Raw genomic sequence first — 18,175 nt, 5'->3', positions numbered from 1 at the left:
TCGCTTTACGGGCTAAGAATGACCTGACGCAATATTTGTCTTTTCTGGCTTATCAATAATGTTGTCACAAAAGAAGAGGGTGGCTACATGGATAAATTGCTTGAGCGTTTTTTGCAGTACGTTTCTTTGGACACGCAGTCGAAGCCTGGCGTTCGTCAGGTCCCCAGCACGGAAGGGCAGTGGAAGCTGTTACGCCTGTTGCAGGCGCAGCTGGAAGAAATGGGACTGGTCAAGGTAACGCTGAGTGAAAAAGGGACGGTAATGGGAACCCTGCCCGCCAACGTCGAGGGCGATATCCCGGCCATCGGCTTTATCTCTCACGTCGACACCTCCCCGGATTTCAGCGGCAAAAACGTTAACCCGCAGATTGTAGAAAACTATCGCGGCGGCGATATTGCGCTGGGTATCGGCGATGAGGTGCTCTCCCCGGTGATGTTCCCGGTTCTCCATCAGCTTTTGGGGCAGACGCTGATCACCACCGACGGGAAAACGCTGCTGGGGGCGGACGACAAGGCCGGCATCGCCGAGATCATGACCGCGCTGGCGACCCTGCAGGCGAAAAACATCCCCCACGGCGATATCCGCGTGGCCTTCACCCCCGATGAAGAGGTCGGAAAAGGGGCGAAACATTTCGACGTCGAGGCCTTTGACGCCCGCTGGGCCTATACCGTTGACGGCGGCGGGGTCGGCGAACTTGAGTTTGAAAACTTCAATGCCGCCTCGGTGACTATTAAGATCGTCGGCAACAACGTGCACCCCGGCACCGCGAAAGGGGTGATGGTCAACGCGCTGTCGCTGGCCGCGCGGATTCATGCCGAAGTGCCGGCCGACGAGGCGCCGGAGACTACCGAAGGCTATGAAGGCTTTTATCATCTCACCAGCATCAAAGGCAGCGTCGATCGGGCCGAGATGCACTACATCATCCGCGATTTTGACCGTAAGCACTTCGAGGCGCGTAAGCGCAAGATGATGGAGATCGCCAAAAAGGTGGGCAAGGGGCTGCACCCGGACTGCTATATCGAGCTGGTGATCGAGGACAGTTATTACAACATGCATGAGCAGGTGATCGCCCATCCGCACGTTGTCGATATTGCCCGCCAGGCCATGGTGGACTGCGATATCGAACCGCAGATGAAGCCGATCCGCGGCGGTACCGACGGCGCGCAGCTCTCGTTTATGGGACTGCCATGCCCGAACCTGTTTACCGGCGGCTACAACTATCACGGCAAACATGAGTTTGTCACCCTGGAAGGGATGGAGAAAGCGGTACAGGTGATCGTGCGTATCGCCGAGCTGACGGCGGCACGAAAAGGGCATTAATCTTCTCAGGCAGCCCGGTAGGGCCGCGAGTCGGACAAGACGCCGGATGGCGGCTGCGCCTTATCCGGCCTACGGTCCAACCGGTGACTGCTGACCCCGTAGGCCCGGCAAGCGCAGCGCCGCCCGGCAGCCAACAGCAGAGCGGATACTCGTTTTTATGCCGGATGGCGGCTAACGCCTTATCCGGCCTACGGTCCAACAGGTGACCGCGGAACCCGTAGGCCCGGCAAGCGCAGCGTCGCCGGGCGGTCAACAGCAAAGCGGGTACTCGTCTTTATGCCGGATGGCGGCTAACGCCTTATCCGGCCTACGGTCCAACCGGTGACCGCGGAACCCGTAGGCCCGGCAAGCGCAGCGCCGCCGGGCAAAAGCGATAAGGCTAATACTGAGGAGGGAACCTCACATGTCTGATTATCGTCGCAGTTATATCCCCGGCGGCTGCTGGTTCTTCACCGTTAACCTGCAAAATCGCCACAGCGATCTCCTGACGCGGCATATTGCTCATCTGCGTACCGCTACAGCGCTGGTTAAAAGCAAAAAACCTTTTCTGATTAACGCCTGGGTGGTTTTACCGGAGCATATGCACTGCATCTGGACCCTGCCTGAGGGGGATACCGATTATTCCGGTCGCTGGCGGGATATTAAAAAAACGTTTACCCGGGCGCTGGCGCAGCGCCACATCTGGCAACCGCGCTTCTGGGAACATGCCATCCGTAATGAAGAAGATTACCGGCGGCATATGGATTACGTTTATATCAATCCCGTTAAGCACGGTTATGTCCGTCGGGTGCAGAATTGGCCGTATTCGACCTTTCATCGTGATGTGCGCCGGGGATGGTACCCCCCGGAGTGGGCGGGTGAGGTAAGCGACTTTGATGCAGGCGAGAGGCGATAATGCTCGGGTAAGACATTGCCGCCATCGAAACCACAAAGTGCCGGATGGCGAGTAACGCCTTATCCGGCCTACGGTCCAACCGGTGACCGCAGAACCCGTAGGCCCGGCAAGCGCAGCGCCGCCGGGCAGTCAACAGCAGAGCGGGTACTCGTCTTTATGCCGGATGGCGGCTGCGCCTTATCCGGCCTACAGTCCAACCGGTGGCCGCGGAACCCGTAGGCCCGGCAAGCGCAGCGCCGCCGGGCGGTCAACAGCAGAGCGGGTGCCTGTCTTCGTGCCGGATGGCGGCTAACGCCTTATCCGGCCTACAGTCCAACCGGCGGCCGCGGAACCCGTAGGCCCGGCAAGCGCAGCGCCGCCGGGCGGTCAACAGCAGAGCGGGTGCCTGTCTTCGTGCCGGATGGCGGCTAACGCCTTATCCGGCCTACAGTCCAACCGGTGACCGCAGAACCCGTAGGCCCGGCAAGCGCAGCGCCGCCGGGCGGCCAACAGCAGAGCGGGTACTTGTCTTTATGCCGGATGGCGGCTAACGCCTTATCCGGCCTACAGTCCAACCGGTGGCCGCAGAACCCGTAGGCCCGGCAAGCGCAGCGCCGCCGGGCGGCCAACAGCAGAGCGGGTACTTGTCTTTATGCCGGATGGCGGCTAACGCCTTATCCGGCCTACGGCCCAACCGGTGACTGCGGAACCCGTAGGCCCGGCAAGCGCAGCGCCGCCGGGCAGGATGGCACTCAGTCGCCAAAGAACCAGTAGCCGCTGTTGACCAGCGCCGCCAGCATGGCGAGGAAAGAGGGATCTTCCAGCGCATCGCCAAAATGGTCGGCGCGCAGCGTCAGGTGGGTGGCTAAGGCGTCCAGCGCCGGGCGGTGCGGAGAGTTGATCTTCTCGCCATTGACGAACACCTCGCCGTCAATGCGCAGCACCCGCAGGCCGCCCAAGCGTTCCAGGGTATCGCCCTGCTGCAGGGCATCGTAAATTTCATCGGGCTGATACGGCGGCTCCGGCGGCGCGACGTCGAGCTCATGACGCGACTGAGTGATAAACTCGCCGAACCACTGCTTAAAGTGCTCTGGTTGGTTAATCAGCCCCAGCATCATCTCGCGCAGGCGGTCGAGTTCGGCCGGTAAAATATCCGCCGGATGGTCGCGGGAGGGCACGTCCGGATCGGCGTAGCGCTGGCTGCCCAGTTCGCGCTGGAGAACGTAGTCGGCAAAGCCGCTGAACAGCTCGCGGGCATTCGGTGCGCGATAGCCGACCGAATAGTTCAGCGAATTTTCCAGCGAATATCCCTCATGCGGGAATCCTGGCGGAATATAGAGAATATCGCCCGGCTCCATCTCTTCATCGATGATCGCCTCGAAGGGGTCAACCTGCAGCAGGTCCGGATGCGGGCAGTGCTGTTTCATCGGCACTTTTTCCCCGACGCGCCAGCGCCGACGGCCAGTGCCCTGGATGATAAACACATCATACTGATCCAGATGCGGGCCGACGCCGCCGCCCGGTACGGAGAAGGAGATCATCAGGTCGTCGATACGCCAGTCCGGCAGGGCGCGGAACGGGTGCATCAGCGCCGCCGACGGCTCATGCCAGTGGTTAACCGCCTGTACCAGCAGGGACCAGTTGTTTTCGCTCAGGTGATCGTAGCTTTCGAAGGGACCGTGACTGACCTGCCATTTTCCATCCTGATGGCTGACAAGGCGGCTATCGACCTCGCTCTCCATGGCCAGTCCAGCCAGTTCGTCCGGGCTCAGCGGGTCGATAAAATTGGCGAAGCCGCGCTTCAATACCACCGGCCGTTTTTGCCAGTAGCGTTCGATAAAGTCGGGCCAGTTAAGCGTTAATTGATAATCCATATTGATATTCCACTGCAGGTGTCTGACAGGGATTATAACGGATGCGGCGCCCCGGCGATGCAGGCGCCGTGAAAAAACTCAACGATTAACTCTCTTTATCTTCCATCAGCTGGCGGCCAAACACCACCTCCATGCAGGCGCCGCCGAGCAGGCTCTCGCCGGCGATGATCTCCCCGTCATATTGTTCGACGATTTCCCGGGCGACGGAGAGCCCCACCCCCTGGCCGGGACGCAGAGTATCCGCCCGCTGACCGCGGTCGAAGACCGCGCGGCGCTGGCTCGGCGGGATCCCCGGCCCATCGTCTTCCACCAGAATGTGCAGATGGCTGTCGGTGGTCTGGCGCACGGAAACCTCCACGAACTCCAGACAGTACTTACAGGCGTTATCGAGAACGTTACCCATCACTTCCATAAAATCGTTCTGCTCGCCGACAAAACTGATCTCCGGCGAGATGTCGAGCGAGATATTGACCCCCTTGCGCTGATAAACCTTATTGAGGGCGGAGGTCAGGCTGTCGAGCAGGGGGGCGATCGGGTGCAGCTCCCGGCTCAGCAAGGTGCCGCCGCTGCGCATGCTGGCGCGATGCAGATAGTAACCAATCTGCTGCGAAATACGGCTGATCTGCTCCAGCATCACCGGCTCCGCCTCGTCGACGCTGATCTTCTCGCCGCGCAGCGAGCGCAACGTGCTCTGCATCACCGCCAGCGGCGTTTTCAGGCTGTGGGTGAGATCGGTGAGGGTGGTACGGTATTTGTCATAGCGTTCACGCTCACTGCGAACCAGCCGGTTAAGGTTGCTGACCAGCCGGGTCAGCTCGCGGGTGGTGTTGGGATTGAGCTTCTCGCGGTGATGTTCCTCCAGCTCGCGCACCTCTTTGGCCAGCGACTCGATGGGGCGCAGGCTCCACCAGGCGGCGACCCACAGGAGGGGGATCACCAGCAACAGGTTGGCGGCCAGCACGTAGATAAACCAGCTCCACACCATATAGCTGCGCTTGAGCTCCACCGGGATGGTGTCGACCACCACGATACTGAGCTGGGGCATTTTGCTGGTGGCCGGGTAGAAGTTGATCGCCACCGAGTGGGTCATCTCCGAATCGTCGCCCTGTTCGCGGATGGCGTCCAGCTGTTCCTGAACCTCATGGTTATTGCGCAACAGCATACTGCTGCTGTCGACATCGGCTTCAATTTCATGGAAGCCATTGCGTTTCAGCCAATCCGGTTGAATGCGTTTTGTCAGCCAGGGAACATCGCGCTGCGCCCACAGCAGTTTGCCCTTCTCATCGTAAATAAGGGTCACCGTCGGGCTTTCCATATTCAGATTTTCCGGGATATCGACGTCAATGGCGCCGTTCTCCCATTTGGCCAGCATATAAAAGAGATTGCTCTCGCCGCGCAGCAGACGGAAGGTGGTTTTATCGAAGCTGACGCTGTAGCCCACCAGCGCCACCATGCCATAAGCCAGGGAGAGCACCAGCACCACCCCGGCGGTCGCCAGCAGGAAGCGAACCCGTAAAGACAGCGGGAAAATATGCCGTAACAGTCCCTTCATCAGCGCAGTTCGAACAGATAGCCCTGGCCGCGCACCGTAGTGATGACGTCCTGCGGGTATTCAGCCTGAATTTTCTTACGCAGCCGGCCCATCAGCACGTCGATGGTATGGCTTTCACGCAGTTCGGCATCCGGGTAAAGCTGGAGCATCAGCGAATCCTTACTGACCACTTTGCCGCGATTGCGGATCAGGGTTTCCATAATGGTGTACTCAAAAGCCGTCAGCTTGATCGGCTGGTCGTTCACCGACAGCTCGCGCCGGGAGAGGTCGACCTGGAACGGCGGCAGAGAGATCACCTGCGAGGCCAGGCCGCTATTGCGGCGCAGCAGCGCCTGCATGCGGGCGGCAACCTCTTCAATATGGAAAGGCTTGGTGACGTAATCATCCGCCCCGGCGCTCAGCACTTCGACTTTATCCTGCCAACCTTCGCGGGCGGTAAGCACCAGCACCGGCAGTGACACGTCGTGGCTGCGCCAGCGGCGGATCAACGATAATCCATCTTCATCCGGCAGACCGAGATCGACGATGGCGATATCCGGGAGATGTTCGCCCAGATAGTAATCCGCTTCCTTGGCATCCTCTGCGGCATCGACCTGATGGCCCAGCTCCTGTAGCTGAACTTTGAGGTGGTGACGCAGCAGGGCATTATCCTCAACCACGAGTACGCGCATGGCTGTTCTCCCTTGCAATTTCGAAAGTAGTCTGACGCTTATTATATACGCAAAATATAAACAGCTGTTAAATAAAGCTTTTTATACAAACGGCGTGCAGCATCGCCGGGCAGGTCGGCGTTGGGCGGCGCCTTTTGCGCACGGGCATGGAACTCCTTCATTCTATGCGTAATTTCAGCAAACGCCCAGCGGCAGGGCGCGGGCAGCGGCGGGTTGGTGATGTTAATTTTTTGTGTAATAGTGCTGGAATTATCCCTCAATGACGCCGCAGGTTATCCATTATGTCTCAGCAGCAGAGCGCGGACTGGGTCAGGCTGGCGCAGTCGCCCAGTCGGACGGAGCGCATCGAAGCCTTCTTCGGCGGCCACGGCTATGAGCCGCACCGGCATGACACCTACGCCATCGGCCAGACGATCGCCGGCGTGCAGAGCTTTCACTATCGCGGCGGGCTACAGCACAGTCTGCCCGGCGGGACGATGGTCCTTCACCCGGACGAAATACACGATGGCGAGGCGGGCACTGAGGCGGGGTTTCACTACCGCATGGCCTATATCGAACCCGCTCTGATCCAGAAGATACTCGGCGGCAGGCCATTGCCGTTTATCCCCGGCGGCCTGTCGGCGGATCCACGGCTACGTCGCGCCGCGCAACCGCTGTTGAAAGCGGTCACGGCTACCTTCGAGCCGCTGGAGGAAGAGGACGCCCTGTACGACCTGGCGCAGACCCTGGCCGTGGTCGGCGGGCAGCGTTCCCGTCGCCAGGCGTTTGATTATCAGGCGGCGGAGAGGGCCCGGGAGTATATCCATGCCTGTTTTATGCAGGATATGACCCTCGACATCCTGTCGCAGGTCAGCGGCCGGGACCGCTGGAGCCTGAGCCGCGATTTCAGAACGCTGTATGGCACCAGTCCGTGGCGTTACGTCATGATGCGCCGGCTTGATTTTTGTCGCCAGCGGATGCGCGCCGGGGAGCGTCTGGTGGATATTGCCGCCGAGGCGGGCTTTGCCGACCAGAGCCACATGACGCGCCAGTTTATCAGCCGCTTTGGCCTCTCTCCGGGGCGCTGGCTGCGGGCGATCCGCGGCTAAGGCGGCGCAGGTTGCACAATCGTTCAAGCGTAACCGCGGCGCGGCGAACTATGCTGACTGCCTTTATCACAAGGAGACAGCCTATGTATCAACTCGTTAATCTTGCTCATAAATTTTCCCTGTTCAGCGAACAATGGCAGCCCAAAGTGGTGGCCGAAATGAACGACTATCAGTTCAAGATCGTGCGCATCGCCGGCGACTTTATCTGGCACAGCCATCCGGAAACCGATGAGACGCTGATGGTGGTGGAGGGGGTATTGCGCGTGGACTTCCACGACGGACATGTGCTGGTGAAGGCCGGGGAGATGATCGTCGTGCCGCGCGGGGTGGAACATAAGACCTCGGCGGAGATGGAAGCGAAGCTGCTGCTGATTGAACCGCGCGGGGTGCTGAATACCGGCCACGAGGGCGGCGAGCGGACGGCGGTGAACGACGTCTGGATCTGATCGCCTTCCGGCGATAAAACGCCCCTCTTTCCGGCGGAAAGAGGGGCAGGGCGATTACTTCAGCTCGTCAACCATGGTGGTTGCCCGACCGATATAATTGGCCGGGGTCATCGCTTTGAGACGCACTTTTTCCTCTTCCGGCAGGGCGAGGCTGTCAATAAACTGCTTCATCCCTTCCGCGTCAACGCGTTTGCCGCGGGTCAGCTCTTTCAGCTTCTCGTACGGTTTTTCGATACCGTAACGACGCATCACGGTCTGGATCGGCTCAGCCAGTACTTCCCAGTTGTGATCCAGTTCGTCCAGCAGGCGATCCTGGTTCAGCTCCAGCTTGCTGATCCCTTTGAGGGTGGACTGATAGGCGATCAGCGCATAGCCGATGCCCACGCCGAGGTTACGCAGGACGGTGGAGTCGGTCAGGTCGCGCTGCCAGCGGGAAACCGGCAGTTTGCTGGCCAGGTGCTGCATGACCGCATTGGCCAGGCCGAGGTTGCCTTCGGAGTTTTCGAAGTCAATCGGGTTCACCTTGTGCGGCATGGTGGAGGAGCCGATTTCCCCGGCGATGGTCTTCTGTTTGAAGTGGTTGAGCGCGATGTAGCCCCACACGTCGCGATCGAAGTCGATCAGAATGGTGTTGAAGCGCGCGATGCAGTCAAACAGCTCAGCGATATAGTCATGCGGCTCGATCTGCGTGGTGTACGGGTTCCACTGAATGCCCAGCGAAGTGACAAACTCTTCGCTGAACTGATGCCAGTCGACTTCCGGGTAGGCGGCGATGTGGGCGTTGTAGTTACCCACCGCGCCGTTGATTTTACCGAGGATTTCCACCTGGTTCAGCTGACGGTACTGGCGCTCCATACGGTAGGCGACGTTCGCCATCTCTTTACCCATGGTGGACGGCGTCGCCGGCTGGCCGTGGGTACGGGAGAGCAGCGGTACATCGCGGTACTGGGTCGCCAGATCTTTTACCGCGTCAATCAGCTTGCGCCAGTAAGGCAGAACCACTTCGTCGCGGGCGGTTTTCAGCATCAGCGCGTGGGAGAGGTTATTGATATCTTCGGACGTACAGGCGAAGTGAATAAACTCCGACACGGCGTGCAGTTCGGCGACGTCAGCGACTTTCTCTTTCAGAAAGTACTCTACCGCTTTCACGTCGTGGTTAGTGGTGCGCTCGATGGTTTTGATGCGCTCGGCGTCTTCGACGCTGAAATCGGCGACGATTTTGTCAAGGAAACCGTTTGCGTCGGCAGCAAAAGCAGGAACTTCCTTGATCGCTGCGTGGGCGGCCAGTTTTTGCAGCCAACGTACTTCCACCTGAACGCGGAATTTCAGCAAACCGAATTCGCTGAAGATACCGCGCAGCGCGCTGACTTTATCGCCGTAGCGGCCGTCTACAGGGGAAACGGCGGTCAGTGAGGATAATTCCATAGATCACAACTCCGGGGTTAAATGAGCAAGAATTTGCTTTGCCTGGTTAACCAGACGATTACGGGAAAACATAAGCTGCAGACGTCCGCCGCCCACCTGATGCCAGAGCACCGCGGCGCGAATCCCCGCCAGCAGCGCTGAGCGAACTTTCGCCTGCACCTGCGGGCTTTGCAGCACGGCAGGGGAGCCGGTCACCTGAATACGCGGGCCCAGCGGGCTTATCACATCGACATAGATGCCCGCCATGGCGCTGAGCAGCGTTTCGGACTGCAGGTCAAAGTGCTCCAGCTGACGGTGCAGGCCGGCGATGCGGTTGCCGAGCGTGTCCATCGCCCCTTTACTGGCGGCGAGCTTGCGCTCCAGCACCATCAGGCTCAGGGTATAGCGAGTGAGTTCCGCATTGAGGCCCTGACGGCTGCTGGTATTGAGCACCCCGAGCAGCGTTTCAAGGCCGAGGCGAAGATTGGCTTCACTGCCACCGAACACCGCCAGCGTCGACTCGGGATCGAGGTCGATGATGCTGTTCAGCGACACATGCAGGGCATCGCTGTCGCAATGTCCCTGATGCGCCAGTTGCTGAACCAGTCGCGCCGCCTGGCAAACGCCAGCCAGCGCCAGGGTGATGTCATAGTAATTCTTCGCCACACATACTCCTTGTCAGCCGCCGGGGCGGTTCGTCCCGGCGGAAATAACGCGCGTTCAGGACTGCAGAGGCAGTCGTTGTTCAATAATTCCGCCGCCGAGGCACACTTCACCCAAATAGAACACGGCGGACTGGCCCGGGGTCACCGCCGCGACCGGCTCATCGAAGCGGACTTCGATACGGTCTTCATCCAGCGCGGTAACGGTGCAGGGGATATCGGTCTGGCGATAGCGGGTTTTCACCGTGCAGCGCAGGGTGCCCTGCAGCGGTTCACGGTCAACCCAGTGCAGCTGTTGGGCAATCAGGCCGACAGACATCAGGCGCGGGTGGTCATGGCCCTGGGCGACGATAAGAATATTATTCTCAACGTCTTTATCGACCACGTACCATGGGTCTTCGCTACCCTCTTTGGTGCCGCCGATACCCAGTCCTTTACGCTGGCCCAGGGTATGGTACATCAGCCCCTGATGGGTGCCGATCTCCTCGCCGTCGACGGTGAGGATTTTGCCCGGCTGCGCCGGCAGATAGCGGCCAAGGAAATCGCGGAATTTACGCTCGCCGATAAAGCAGATGCCGGTGGAATCTTTTTTCTTCGCGGTGATCAGATCCAGCTCTTCGGCGATCTTACGCACCTGCGGTTTTTCCAGCTCACCCACCGGGAACAGGCTCTGGGCAATCTGTTCGTGGCTGAGGGTATAAAGGAAGTAGCTCTGATCTTTGTTGCCGTCGAGACCGCGCAGCAGCTGGCTTTTACCATCGACATCGGCGCGGCGCACATAGTGCCCGGTGGCGATGTAGTCGGCGCCGAGGTCTTCAGCGGCAAACTCGAGGAAGGCTTTAAATTTGATCTCTTTATTGCACAGAATATCCGGGTTCGGCGTGCGGCCGGCTTTGTACTCTTCCAGGAAGAGCTCAAAGACGTTATCCCAATATTCGGCGGCAAAGTTAACGGTGTGCAGTTCAATGCCCAGCTTATCGCAGACCGCTTGCGCATCGGCAAGGTCGGCGGCGGCGGTGCAGTATTCCTCGCCGTCGTCTTCCTCCCAGTTCTTCATGAACAGGCCTTCCACCTTATACCCTTGCTGCAGCAGCAGGTACGCGGAGACCGAGGAGTCGACGCCGCCGGACATGCCGACGATCACTTTTTTCTGGCTTTCTGACATGGAAATACTCGCTACATTGAACTTCGAGGCGGCGTATTCTAGCACGCGCTCACCGTTCATTCACCCCCTGTGAACGGCCAGTTAAATGCGCCAATCAGCGACAGCGGCTGGCGCGGGTCCTGCAGGTAGCAGCGAATGCTTTCGGCAACCAGCGGCGAGCGCAGGTTTGGCGCGTTAAGAATTTCCTCAGCACTGAGCCACAGGCAGCGATCGATATCGCTGTCGTGTGGTTCAGTGGCGCACAGATCGCTAAGTTCGATGGCGAACAGGAAGCGCAGAAACGGGGTGTTATCGGGGGCCAGCCACTGATGCATGCGGATGAAGTGCTGCGGCGTGGCGCGAATGCCGGTCTCTTCCCACAGTTCACGTTCGGCGGCCTGCAGCAGCGTTTCATTGGCCTCAAGATGGCCCGCCGGCTGGTTCCACAATGCTTTGCCGTTAATGGTCTCTTCGACGATGAGAAATTTATCCTGGGCATGAACCACACAGGCAACAGTGACATGAGGTTTAAACATCGCTTTTCCTTTTCGGTTATTCGGCTTTGCGCCAGTCGCCGTTGGCCAGCCCGTCGAGGGTGTAGCCGCCCATAGCGTAGCGGATCAGCCGCAGGGTGGGGAAGCCGACGTGGGCGGTCATCCGGCGCACCTGACGGTTGCGTCCCTCGTAGAGCGTGATCTTCAGCCAGCGGGTGGGGATCGATTTGCGCTCACGAATCGGCGGGTTGCGCGGCCACAGCCAGGCGGGCTCCTCCACAAGTTCTACGCCGGCAGGCAGGGTGGGGCCATCGTTGAGGGTGACGCCGTCGCGCAAAGCGGCCAGCGCCTCGGGCGTGGGTTCGCCTTCCACCTGGACGTAGTAGATCTTGCCGGTGCGTTTACCCGGCTGGGTCAGCTTCGCCTGCAGCGCGCCATCGTTGGTCAGCACCAGCAGCCCTTCGCTGTCGCGATCGAGTCGACCTGCGGCGTAGACGCCCGCTACGGGAATAAAATCTTTCAGCGTGCTGCGCCCGGCCTCGTCGGTAAATTGCGGCAACACATCATAGGGTTTATTGAACAAGATCACAGTTTTTGGCTGGCGTTCTTTACGTTGTCTGGTGACTTGTTGTGTGCTGAATCGCTCAACGCGATGTTTTCTAAATGAAGTTTTCTGCATGGTATTTTCAGGCTCTATCAATTGCCGCATTATAGCCTAATTACGAATGCCTTTCATGGACGCAAACATTCAGGTAGTATTGACATGCTCATTACAAATTATTAACAAAAAATTGCTCAAACCGATTCGCAACACAGGCAGGAAGGCGACACGGACGCGATAGCTCCGGTTAGCGGGAAGACCCGGTACTCCGAAGCTGGCCGACTCAGCCAACACCAGGCTCGCGTGAAGAGGGAAGAGCAGAACCAGAAGCGCTCGAAGGAGAGGTTAATGGAAAGCAAAGTAGTAGTTCCGGCGGAAGGTCAAAAAATCACCCTGCAAAACGGCAAACTGAACGTCCCTCATAATCCGATTATCCCGTTCATTGAAGGCGACGGTATCGGCGTTGACGTTACCCCAGCGATGCTGAAAGTGGTTGATGCCGCCGTTGAGAAAGCCTATAAGGGCGAGCGTAAAATTTCCTGGATGGAAGTTTACACCGGTGAGAAATCGACCCACGTCTATGGCCAGGATGTCTGGCTGCCAGCTGAAACCCTCGATCTGATTCGTGACTACCGCGTTGCTATCAAAGGTCCTCTGACGACCCCAGTCGGCGGCGGCATTCGTTCCCTGAACGTGGCGCTGCGTCAGGAGCTGGATCTCTACGTTTGCCTGCGTCCGGTACGTTACTACCAGGGCACCCCGAGCCCGGTTAAGCACCCGGAACTGACCGACATGGTTATCTTCCGTGAAAACTCCGAAGATATCTATGCCGGCATCGAGTGGAAAGCCGACTCTGCTGAAGCAGACAAAGTGATCAAATTCCTGCGCGATGAGATGGGCGTGAAGAAAATTCGCTTCCCGGAACATTGCGGCATCGGCATCAAGCCGTGCTCTGAAGAAGGCACCAAACGCCTGGTTCGTGCAGCCATTGAGTATGCGATCACCAACGATCGTGACTCTGTGACCATCGTTCACAAAGGCAACATCATGAAGTTCACCGAAGGCGCGTTCAAAGACTGGGGCTACCAGCTGGCTCGCGAAGAGTTCGGCGGCGAGCTGATCGACGGCGGCCCGTGGGTGAAAATCAAGAACCCGAACACCGGCAAAGAGATCGTGGTAAAAGACGTGATCGCCGATGCCTTCCTGCAGCAGATCCTGCTGCGTCCGGCGGAATACGACGTTATCGCCTGTATGAACCTCAACGGCGACTACATCTCTGACGCGCTGGCGGCACAGGTTGGCGGTATCGGTATCGCCCCGGGCGCCAACATCGGCGACGAGTGCGCGCTGTTCGAAGCGACTCACGGTACTGCGCCGAAGTATGCAGGCCAGGACAAAGTGAACCCGGGCTCCATCATCCTGTCCGCAGAGATGATGCTGCGCCACATGCAGTGGTTCGAAGCCGCAGACCTGATCGTCAAAGGCATGGAAGGCGCTATCGCCGCCAAGACCGTGACCTATGACTTTGAACGTCTGATGGAAGGCGCTAAACTGCTGAAATGTTCAGAGTTTGGCGACGCGATTATCGCGAACATGTAATCTGGCCCCCAGATTATGTCAGAACGGGAACCTGGTGGTTCCCGTTTTTATTATTAGTTTTCGAACGGTTATCAAAATTTTATCAAAATAAGTTATCAAAACCCCTCCCGAAAAACCTCATAAGGCCACCGTTGTCCACCCCTTCCCACGATCATCATGGTACCTATCCGTTTGTTGTTGAGTTTTATGTCCAAGTAAATCTTTCGTGTTTATACCTTGGGCTTTATATAACCGCTCGGAAAGCGATCTTTGTTCATGGAAAGTTGCCGGTGTACCTTGTCCCCAGTCAATATCTGCACTGTCTCTTGCCTTGCTGAAATTCATGGTCAGTGTTCTGGGTTTCACCTGTGCTCCTCGCTCAGCCTGTGAGGTGGTTCTAAAGAAATGAACCAAATAAGGGCTTACTGCATAATCCCGGCAACGACTGATTACATCTCGGAGGCTCCAGTTGATTGCGTTGCAACGCAGAGCTAATGGTATAGCGATTTTGCTTCCGGTTTTCTCTTGCTCAACGTGTAGATGATCGTCCCAGATGTCCGAGAATTTCATACGGGATATATCACCTAGTCGCTGCCCTGTTACTATGGCTAAAAGCATGGCGTTCCCCATGTATTTGTGATTTTCATCGGCTATATCAAAAATCTTTTGCCATTCCTCAAGAGTGAGGCGCTGGCGAGTGATCTTTCTACGAGGTTGTTTAGTTGCTAGTGCAGGGTTATAACCAGGAGGTACTTCTCCCGCATGCTGAGCTTCTTTAAAAACATCTATTAGGACAGAGCGAATGACTTGAGCCATTCTGGGTTGTCCCTCCGCTAAATATTCATCAAGAATTTGCGCAACATCTCGAACATTGACAGCGGATATTAATTTCATTCCTACCCGTTCCTTAAGCAGAGATACTGGTTTTGCTTTTTGTTTGACAGTATTTTCTTTAATATCTCCGGACTTTAATCTTTCCTGCTGAATCTTCCAGTAACGTTCAAGCCAAGTGTTAGTTGATATTGATTTTCCTGAGCTGGTGGAAATTCTGTCAGTGATTGCCATTATCTGGCGGGTTTGTTGTTCCGCCAGTCTTTTATTTGCTTCAATAGCTATTGCCGTGGCCTCTGCTTCGTCTGTTCCTAGACTATGAAACTTACCAGTTATCGGGTGCTTATAACGCCAGTATACTTTATTAACCTTTCTACTGAAGAGCGGGTATAAATTTGGAATAGATATATTATTTTTACGTGGTCTGGCAGCCATCGTTCAAAATCCTCTGCAAAAGAACAGGGTCGCTTTTCTTTACTACAGGAGTGGTCAATGTACCGACCAACTCAGCATCCTCCCTGACGCGCCAGAATCGACCTTCTTTTTTGGCTGGGGGAGAAAACATATTCTGTTTTGCATAATTCCTGAGAGTGGAAACACTTGGAGGATTGCTTCTGTATTTCTCGTTTGCCCACTCTTCAAGGGTTAACATCTGGAGCATATGTTTTACCTCATTATGGCCCATTGCTGGGCCAGTATCTGAAAATAAAAAATCAGTTTTGCATCAATTTTTGCAGCACCTGATTGCCGGCAATTATTCGCTGCCAGATCGCTGATATATAGCGGGCCTGATGAATAGCATCAGCGAGGGCATTGTGACGAGACCCTTCAAACGGGATCGTTGTTTTGGGGTCGAAGCTAATGGCCTGGCCGATCTCTACCATTGTTCGTACGTCCCGATCGTTCCAGTATTCCCACGGATAATCTTCAGCAATGCAATCGTAAGAAGAACGCAGAATAGAGTTGTCGAATGACGCACCGTTACCCCATACCTGCGCCTTTTTGCTCCCACCAGCGACATTATCAGAAACAAATTCTCTGAACTGGAGTAATGCATCCAGCAACGGGATAGCATCATCATTTACGATTGCAGAGCGTGCTTCGGAGGACTGCTTAAGCCACCAGATAACAGTAGATGGATCGATTACGGCGCCCCAGTTCACAGAGGATTCAAGGCATACGACTTTATAGAAACTTTCTCCAATAGAGCCGGTTGCCGGGTCAAAAACAACCGCACCAATAGCGACGATAGGGGCGTTATGTTTTTTACCCATGGTTTCCAGATCAACCATAACGTGAACATAATCAATTGGCTGATCTTCCTCCTTATTATGAGGACCGGATTCAATATCTACAGCATCTGTTTGATGAACAACTTCATCTGTTTTTTCTTTTTGGTTAACCTTGCCCGTAACGTCAACAAGACCGTCAATGGAAAATACTCCGTCCCCAATTTTTGAAACTTCAGGCTGCCTGGTCTTGGTAAGGTCTTCGGTTACCCACTTCGGATCCGTAGGGTCGCTAATCCCTTCAACATATTCGCCGCGCTCGGAGGCCAGAACCTGATTAGCGTCTGGACGTTGCTTTTGAGCCTCTTTTACCAGTTCGGTACCAACTGCTTTAAAGTCGGAGGAGAGTGTTTCCAGCTTTGCGCTGCTATCCTCTCCGGCGATTGCTTGGTTTATTGCATCCAGAGTGACTGCAGCAGATGGAATATGCCCCGCCTTGGCAAGCGTTTCAGCGCTTGGGGTATCATGCTTATGTTCAGTCAGATTCGCGTTGATGTAGCCACGCAACCGATCTGGAAAAGGAGTTATTCCACTGGATGCTTCCCTGATCAGTACAAAAATCGCTGCACGGGAATAATCAAGGATGCCTGGTGTGCTCCGTAATGCTGCAGACCATTCTTTAAATGGACTTTCTTTCTTCTGTACTATTTCCTTCGCGCGGCGGTGGACTGATGCCGGAAAATTATAGATATCAAAATCCATAGGCATCGTCGCAAGGGCGATCTCTATGTCCAGAGTATCCAGCGAATGCTGATAATCCGGATTGCGGTCAGTTTTGTTACCGCCACCAGCATTGGCGCCGGTATCTGTTTTGTTTATTGAGGTGATATAGTTTCCAGCAGTCCATTCCTTTGTAAGGATCCCGCGGTCAATGTGCGACGTTTCAAGCCACAATTTGGCGAACTGAATTTGCTTGCCGAGCTCATGGCGTTTCCCCACAGGAAATACGCTCTTAAATGCGCTGGTAAATTTCCACAGGCCAGGCATATCATATTTTTTAAGCTCCGGAATATTTTCTGCCGTCAGCAGCAGATTCTGCACACCGTGATTATCCGTATCCATTTCCATCGCTGAAAGGCGGTTACGATGAGGAATGCTAATGTGATACACGTGACGTTCGTCGGCCATATACTGGGCAAGCAGCTGCGTGCGGAATGACATTTCCGCCAGGTTGAAGAGTGCTTCTTCATTGTTCGAATAGTCTTCTTCATCACTATTTGCAGGAGAGATATCGTTTTCTGGTTTACTAGAGGGCTGTGGTTCAGCAGCCGCCGGCGCAACGATTTTTTGCCATGTCAGCCCGTCTTCACCACCAAGCTCGTAGCGATCGCACCAGGTGTCATCCAGTACACCTTCTTCCGGTAAGTCATCAACGATGAGCCAGTTGGTGCGGATCGGCAGCTGATGGCTGGCGCCACGGCCAACGTTAATTTCAGCGTCTTCCAGGATGTCCAGGATTTTGCGCTCGGCGCGAGAATCGGATTTAGCAGAGAACCAGCAGAAGAGGCTTTTCGCTTCGTTTGCTTTTGCCTTAGCTTTAATGAGATACGGGTAGTTGTTCATTGCGTTTGGGCTCCTTTGGATTGTAAGATACCCGGCAGCTGATGGCAGCCGCCCTGGTGGTGGTCATTGGTCAAAACTCGATTCCGGAAAGCTTTGGTCGGCTGACCGGGTACTTAACCCGCCTTGCGCGGGTTTTGTGCTTTATGGGGCTGGCGAATCGGCCCGCAGCAGCTGTGATACGCGAACGTCGTCAAGCGCTCGCAGGATAGGCTCAAAAGTTTTATGGGCTGGCAGTTTAGATACCGCAGTGATCACTTCTGTAACGGTGATGTCATCGCCGCGGGGGCTATAACCACCACCTGGGCCACGCTGTGAAATTACCAGGTTACCCGCCCGCAGCTTTTTGAAGATCTGCTCAAGGTATGAAGTAGACAGCTTTGACTCTTTACTGATGGCCGTCAGTGAAACGGGCGAGCCGTCATAGAGCTTATTCAAAGTGGCGGCGGCCTGGACAGATGCCAGAACGCGTTTCATTCCAAATTCCATAATCACTTCTCCGGCCGTAACGGCCATTGGTCAAAACTCGATTCAAAAACTCGCTGCAGGCTGTTGGTCGTCAGCCATGTTTTGTGCATTTCGGTAGGGGAGGCACTGGCCCTGTACTTTTTGTTCATCGGCGTTGCTGTTGCAACTGGCCTCTGATGGATAAACACCGATCAGAACATCAGAGCATTCACCAGTGAGAGCACAAACGCTGATGACAAGGGCAAACAGGGTATTCATGCCTCAGCCTCAGGGTTTCCTTTCTGCGCCAGCAAGTAACACAGCTGGCGTAGTCTCACCT

19 protein-coding genes are annotated in these 18,175 nt (G+C 56.1%); 5 read left to right on the top strand and 14 right to left on the bottom strand.

Features of this window, described 5'->3' with window-relative positions:
• The first annotated feature begins 87 nt into the window (after nucleotides 1-87).
• The gene (pepT, locus tag LGM20_RS15835) at nucleotides 88-1,320 is read left to right on the top strand and encodes a peptidase T (RefSeq protein WP_023289160.1); all 1,233 of its coding nucleotides are present in this window, start codon (nucleotides 88-90) and stop codon (nucleotides 1,318-1,320) included.
• A gap of 403 nt (nucleotides 1,321-1,723) precedes the next feature.
• Nucleotides 1,724-2,215 carry an REP-associated tyrosine transposase gene (locus LGM20_RS15830; RefSeq protein ID WP_044522118.1) on the top strand — a complete coding sequence of 164 codons (492 nt, stop codon included), beginning with the start codon at nucleotides 1,724-1,726 and terminating at the stop codon, nucleotides 2,213-2,215.
• Nucleotides 2,216-2,946: 731 nt separating this feature from the next.
• Here the strand turns inward: LGM20_RS15830 and LGM20_RS15825 are convergent.
• From LGM20_RS15825 to LGM20_RS15810, 4 genes are all read right to left on the bottom strand, one after another.
• On the bottom strand, nucleotides 2,947-4,068 hold the full coding sequence (locus tag LGM20_RS15825) for a ribosomal protein uL16 3-hydroxylase (RefSeq protein ID WP_004206634.1): 1,122 nt from the start codon (nucleotides 4,066-4,068) through the stop codon (nucleotides 2,947-2,949).
• 85 nt (nucleotides 4,069-4,153) lie between these two features.
• Complete coding sequence (gene phoQ, locus LGM20_RS15820) at nucleotides 4,154-5,620, bottom strand: two-component system sensor histidine kinase PhoQ (protein ID WP_004206635.1); 1,467 nt, start codon at nucleotides 5,618-5,620, stop codon at nucleotides 4,154-4,156.
• Nucleotides 5,620-6,291 (bottom strand): two-component system response regulator PhoP, encoded by a 672-nt coding sequence (phoP, locus tag LGM20_RS15815; RefSeq protein WP_004206636.1) that lies wholly within the window; start codon nucleotides 6,289-6,291, stop codon nucleotides 5,620-5,622. The genes phoQ and phoP overlap by 1 nt, the downstream gene beginning before the upstream one ends.
• A 41-nt stretch (nucleotides 6,292-6,332) precedes the next feature.
• Nucleotides 6,333-6,551, bottom strand: a complete 219-nt coding sequence (locus LGM20_RS15810; protein WP_123822730.1) for a hypothetical protein — start codon at nucleotides 6,549-6,551, stop codon at nucleotides 6,333-6,335.
• A 21-nt stretch (nucleotides 6,552-6,572) separates the two neighbouring features.
• Here LGM20_RS15810 and LGM20_RS15805 point away from each other — a divergent pair, with 21 nt between their 5' ends.
• Nucleotides 6,573-7,379 (top strand): AraC family transcriptional regulator, encoded by an 807-nt coding sequence (locus tag LGM20_RS15805; RefSeq protein ID WP_023289162.1) that lies wholly within the window; start codon nucleotides 6,573-6,575, stop codon nucleotides 7,377-7,379.
• Nucleotides 7,380-7,462: 83 nt separating this feature from the next.
• Complete coding sequence (locus LGM20_RS15800; protein ID WP_044522124.1) at nucleotides 7,463-7,825, top strand: cupin domain-containing protein; 363 nt, start codon at nucleotides 7,463-7,465, stop codon at nucleotides 7,823-7,825.
• A 54-nt stretch (nucleotides 7,826-7,879) separates the two neighbouring features.
• Here the strand turns inward: LGM20_RS15800 and purB are convergent, their stop codons facing one another.
• Genes purB through rluE form a run of 5 tightly spaced genes read right to left on the bottom strand, consistent with a single transcriptional unit; the run spans nucleotide 7,880 to nucleotide 12,238 of the window.
• Complete coding sequence (gene purB, locus LGM20_RS15795) at nucleotides 7,880-9,250, bottom strand: adenylosuccinate lyase (RefSeq protein ID WP_004176557.1); 1,371 nt, start codon at nucleotides 9,248-9,250, stop codon at nucleotides 7,880-7,882.
• 3 nt (nucleotides 9,251-9,253) lie between these two features.
• Nucleotides 9,254-9,895 (bottom strand): high frequency lysogenization protein HflD, encoded by a 642-nt coding sequence (hflD, locus tag LGM20_RS15790; RefSeq protein ID WP_004140557.1) that lies wholly within the window; start codon nucleotides 9,893-9,895, stop codon nucleotides 9,254-9,256.
• 54 nt (nucleotides 9,896-9,949) lie between these two features.
• On the bottom strand, nucleotides 9,950-11,056 hold the full coding sequence (gene mnmA, locus LGM20_RS15785; protein WP_012542211.1) for a tRNA 2-thiouridine(34) synthase MnmA: 1,107 nt from the start codon (nucleotides 11,054-11,056) through the stop codon (nucleotides 9,950-9,952).
• A gap of 56 nt (nucleotides 11,057-11,112) precedes the next feature.
• Entirely contained in the window at nucleotides 11,113-11,571 is a 459-nt protein-coding gene (locus LGM20_RS15780; protein ID WP_004150802.1) for an NUDIX hydrolase, read from the bottom strand.
• Nucleotides 11,572-11,587: 16 nt separating this feature from the next.
• Nucleotides 11,588-12,238, bottom strand: coding sequence for a 23S rRNA pseudouridine(2457) synthase RluE (gene rluE / locus LGM20_RS15775; RefSeq protein ID WP_032452457.1), 651 nt, complete (start codon nucleotides 12,236-12,238; stop codon nucleotides 11,588-11,590).
• Between the two features lie 240 nt (nucleotides 12,239-12,478).
• On the opposite strand from rluE, the gene icd reads away from it, so the two are divergent.
• Nucleotides 12,479-13,729 (top strand): NADP-dependent isocitrate dehydrogenase, encoded by a 1,251-nt coding sequence (icd, locus tag LGM20_RS15770; protein ID WP_023289166.1) that lies wholly within the window; start codon nucleotides 12,479-12,481, stop codon nucleotides 13,727-13,729.
• Between the two features lie 117 nt (nucleotides 13,730-13,846).
• Here icd and LGM20_RS15765 read toward each other — a convergent pair whose 3' ends face one another.
• The 5 genes from LGM20_RS15765 to LGM20_RS15745 all read right to left on the bottom strand — a co-directional run bounded on the left by LGM20_RS15765 (nucleotide 13,847) and on the right by LGM20_RS15745 (nucleotide 18,114).
• Nucleotides 13,847-14,974 (bottom strand): site-specific integrase, encoded by a 1,128-nt coding sequence (locus tag LGM20_RS15765; RefSeq protein ID WP_040203304.1) that lies wholly within the window; start codon nucleotides 14,972-14,974, stop codon nucleotides 13,847-13,849.
• The gene (locus LGM20_RS15760; RefSeq protein ID WP_012542206.1) at nucleotides 14,955-15,200 is read right to left on the bottom strand and encodes an excisionase; all 246 of its coding nucleotides are present in this window, start codon (nucleotides 15,198-15,200) and stop codon (nucleotides 14,955-14,957) included. Before LGM20_RS15760 ends, LGM20_RS15765 begins: the two co-directional genes overlap by 20 nt.
• Nucleotides 15,201-15,252: 52 nt before the next feature.
• Entirely contained in the window at nucleotides 15,253-17,391 is a 2,139-nt protein-coding gene (locus LGM20_RS15755) for a 3'-5' exonuclease (RefSeq protein WP_044522126.1), read from the bottom strand.
• 141 nt (nucleotides 17,392-17,532) lie between these two features.
• Complete coding sequence (locus LGM20_RS15750) at nucleotides 17,533-17,877, bottom strand: Rrf2 family transcriptional regulator (RefSeq protein ID WP_021462580.1); 345 nt, start codon at nucleotides 17,875-17,877, stop codon at nucleotides 17,533-17,535.
• A 42-nt stretch (nucleotides 17,878-17,919) separates the two neighbouring features.
• Entirely contained in the window at nucleotides 17,920-18,114 is a 195-nt protein-coding gene (locus LGM20_RS15745) for a DUF1482 family protein (RefSeq protein WP_021462581.1), read from the bottom strand.
• Between the last annotated feature and the right edge of the window lie 61 nt (nucleotides 18,115-18,175).

This window comes from Klebsiella quasipneumoniae subsp. quasipneumoniae, from assembly GCF_020525925.1.
Taxonomy (GTDB): Bacteria; Pseudomonadota; Gammaproteobacteria; order Enterobacterales; family Enterobacteriaceae; genus Klebsiella; species Klebsiella quasipneumoniae.
This window is presented reverse-complemented; position numbering and strand designations above follow the sequence as displayed.

Coding starts and splice junctions, on each gene's coding strand:
- pepT (WP_023289160.1), top strand. CDS start 88: ATGGATAAATTGCTTGAGCGTTTTTTGCAGTACGTTTCTTTGGACACG.
- LGM20_RS15830 (WP_044522118.1), top strand. CDS start 1,724: ATGTCTGATTATCGTCGCAGTTATATCCCCGGCGGCTGCTGGTTCTTC.
- LGM20_RS15825 (WP_004206634.1), bottom strand. CDS start 4,068: ATGGATTATCAATTAACGCTTAACTGGCCCGACTTTATCGAACGCTAC.
- phoQ (WP_004206635.1), bottom strand. CDS start 5,620: ATGAAGGGACTGTTACGGCATATTTTCCCGCTGTCTTTACGGGTTCGC.
- phoP (WP_004206636.1), bottom strand. CDS start 6,291: ATGCGCGTACTCGTGGTTGAGGATAATGCCCTGCTGCGTCACCACCTC.
- LGM20_RS15805 (WP_023289162.1), top strand. CDS start 6,573: ATGTCTCAGCAGCAGAGCGCGGACTGGGTCAGGCTGGCGCAGTCGCCC.
- LGM20_RS15800 (WP_044522124.1), top strand. CDS start 7,463: ATGTATCAACTCGTTAATCTTGCTCATAAATTTTCCCTGTTCAGCGAA.
- purB (WP_004176557.1), bottom strand. CDS start 9,250: ATGGAATTATCCTCACTGACCGCCGTTTCCCCTGTAGACGGCCGCTAC.
- mnmA (WP_012542211.1), bottom strand. CDS start 11,056: ATGTCAGAAAGCCAGAAAAAAGTGATCGTCGGCATGTCCGGCGGCGTC.
- LGM20_RS15780 (WP_004150802.1), bottom strand. CDS start 11,571: ATGTTTAAACCTCATGTCACTGTTGCCTGTGTGGTTCATGCCCAGGAT.
- rluE (WP_032452457.1), bottom strand. CDS start 12,238: ATGCGGCAATTGATAGAGCCTGAAAATACCATGCAGAAAACTTCATTT.
- icd (WP_023289166.1), top strand. CDS start 12,479: ATGGAAAGCAAAGTAGTAGTTCCGGCGGAAGGTCAAAAAATCACCCTG.
- LGM20_RS15765 (WP_040203304.1), bottom strand. CDS start 14,974: ATGGCTGCCAGACCACGTAAAAATAATATATCTATTCCAAATTTATAC.
- LGM20_RS15760 (WP_012542206.1), bottom strand. CDS start 15,200: ATGCTCCAGATGTTAACCCTTGAAGAGTGGGCAAACGAGAAATACAGA.
- LGM20_RS15755 (WP_044522126.1), bottom strand. CDS start 17,391: ATGAACAACTACCCGTATCTCATTAAAGCTAAGGCAAAAGCAAACGAA.
- LGM20_RS15750 (WP_021462580.1), bottom strand. CDS start 17,877: ATGGAATTTGGAATGAAACGCGTTCTGGCATCTGTCCAGGCCGCCGCC.
- LGM20_RS15745 (WP_021462581.1), bottom strand. CDS start 18,114: ATGAATACCCTGTTTGCCCTTGTCATCAGCGTTTGTGCTCTCACTGGT.